We start from the raw sequence: 2040 nt of genomic DNA, 5'->3' as shown, positions 1-2040 counted from the left end.
TCGGAAAATTTACTGTCAAAATTCCACTATCGTGCGTTTTGCGTATACACCGCGTCGAATGGCAGTCCCACTAACATTAGAAATGAGCAGGGCGTCCTCTATCGCCTAGTCTGGTTCGGAACTTATTCCGATGCCGGTAGCGAAGCGAATGATGGTCGCGGCCCAGTAGATTTCAAAATCAGTCGGGGACGAGACAAGACCCTAGTCGAGATGAAATTAGCAAAGAACACTATCCTGCTCTGCGCCAGCATTAGCAGAACGAACCAGAGATTTCGTATCTTCGGTTTTCAAATCTTCAAACTCTGTCGGATCAGCAAAAGTCATTCGCAAATAATATGCGAAAATAATTTAAGCATTATTATGAAAACATAAAATGCTGTTTAAATTGTATTCGAATTTAAGGTCTTATTAATTTGGCTGTTTGAATATAGTCGTACGTAAAATAGATATACTATTTGATTAATTTGGAAACCGGCCCTTTTGGTTGCTATACTTAAGGGGCAATGCCACGCCCCCCCCCCGATCAAGTGGCATTGCGTCTTTCCTCGCAGTCCAAACTTCAGTCATCCCGCCGGGTAATCGCCACGCGCTGCCGGGTTCGTATTTGATCGACAACCTTGCGAACCAAATCAGCAGGAACAAAGCCAAAGGCGAACTGGTCCGACCTATTGCGTGATATCGGTCGCAGATCGCTGCCGGGCCATGTGAAGCGGTTGACCTCAGTGCTCATGACCCAGGATCGCTCATCATCAAGTCCCAGACGCTTTTTTGTGACATGCGGAAGCTCAACCCCGTTTGATAGATCGGACGGTTGTTGATGCGTAACAGGTACGACGGTGACGATCTTGTCGCCTTCAATATCTTCAACGGCAAGAATGATAACGCAGGGCCTATCCTTGCGGCCTTCTTCGCCGCCTTTGTCAGCCTCACGTCGCCATAGATAGCTGTAATTAATAACCAAGCCGGGCTTGGGATCAGGCAAGGCCATCTTACTTTATCTTTGGTTCGGTCATTTCGTGATTTAAGGCTTCTGCTTCGGCGGGCAGTTCTACCGTCAGGATGGCCTGTAAATGATCGTCACTGAGTTCCGAGGCATAAAGGGCTTCACGGTAATTCCTGCGAAGCTTACGATATTCGTCAATGTCGAGAAGGACGCGCACCGGACGGCTATGTTTGGTAATGAAGACGGGGTCTTTAGCGGCGCGTTCGATATAGACGCCAGCCCGGTTCTGGAATTCTGTCGAGGCAACGGTAAATTCGGTCATCAAGCCCTCCTTGGCTATATTCTATATAATAGCTATTTTAGCTATTATTAGCAAGAATAATCAGATTGGCGGGAATTGAGCTTTGTTGACCGCCTCCAGGCCTGTCCGTACAATCAAAAAATAGCCGTCCGGGGCGCGGCCATCAAGGCGGCCTCAGACTAAAGGCTATCAAAGTCGAATGGATGCTGCCTTCTACTCTTCTACCACGCCTAAATCTTACAAACCAAACGAAGGTAATTCGTCCAGGGTCGCATGAATGACGAATCCGTCGCAATTACGAATGAAATCAGGCGGAAGCTGAAACGCGAAAAACAGCGCACCGGCCTGTCCGCTATCGCGCTTCTAAAATCCGAAATGGATAGAGGATACCGACCGTCATTTTTCCATCAATTATAGCCTTGGCTCCAAGATAGATTATAACGGTCGTAATCACCGTATCAACGGCCGCGTGAACGCTCCCTACAACGAGATTAAAGCGTGCGAACTTCATGGTTTTCCGGATATAATCGGCGTACCGGTTTGACCACTGGCTTTCTTGGGCGATTTCGGCAGCCATAACCTTGATCGTTTGGATCGCCTTAATTGTCTCGATGCGCTTTCCGCTTTCCTGGATTGATGCCGTCAATGTCTCCGCACTCATTCTAAGTGAGGCGGGTATCCAAGCTCGCACAACGCACTGATGATCGCACTCGGAAAATTTACTGTCAAAATTCCACTATCGTGCGTTTTGCGTATACACCGCGTCGAATGGCAGTCCCACTAACATTAGAAATGA

4 protein-coding genes are annotated in these 2040 nt (G+C 47.9%); 1 reads left to right on the top strand and 3 read right to left on the bottom strand.

All coding sequences use genetic code 11. The features are described 5' to 3' along the window. On the top strand, positions 1–372 hold a 372-nt coding region (locus B060_RS27900; RefSeq protein ID WP_026173101.1), incomplete at its 5' end, for a hypothetical protein. A gap of 187 nt (positions 373–559) precedes the next feature. Here the strand turns inward: B060_RS27900 and B060_RS0123435 are convergent. The 3 genes from B060_RS0123435 to B060_RS0123425 form a co-directional block, all read right to left on the bottom strand. Beyond that, a complete protein-coding gene (locus B060_RS0123435; RefSeq protein ID WP_018084216.1) occupies positions 560–988 on the bottom strand; it encodes a type II toxin-antitoxin system PemK/MazF family toxin in 429 nt (142 codons plus the stop codon). Between the two features lies 1 nt (position 989). Continuing rightward, on the bottom strand, positions 990–1265 hold the full coding sequence (locus tag B060_RS25850) for a type II toxin-antitoxin system prevent-host-death family antitoxin (protein WP_018084215.1): 276 nt from the start codon (positions 1263–1265) through the stop codon (positions 990–992). Between the two features lie 331 nt (positions 1266–1596). After that, positions 1597–1935: an ABC transporter transmembrane domain-containing protein gene (locus tag B060_RS0123425; protein ID WP_330217094.1), complete on the bottom strand. Its 339-nt coding sequence runs from the start codon at positions 1933–1935 to the stop codon at positions 1597–1599. Positions 1936–2040 lie beyond the last annotated feature (105 nt).

The sequence above is a fragment of the Asticcacaulis benevestitus DSM 16100 = ATCC BAA-896 genome, assembly GCF_000376105.1.
GTDB lineage: Bacteria > Pseudomonadota > Alphaproteobacteria > Caulobacterales > Caulobacteraceae > Asticcacaulis > Asticcacaulis benevestitus.
This window is presented reverse-complemented; position numbering and strand designations above follow the sequence as displayed.

Coding starts and splice junctions, on each gene's coding strand:
- B060_RS0123435 (WP_018084216.1), bottom strand. CDS start 988: ATGGCCTTGCCTGATCCCAAGCCCGGCTTGGTTATTAATTACAGCTAT.
- B060_RS25850 (WP_018084215.1), bottom strand. CDS start 1,265: ATGACCGAATTTACCGTTGCCTCGACAGAATTCCAGAACCGGGCTGGC.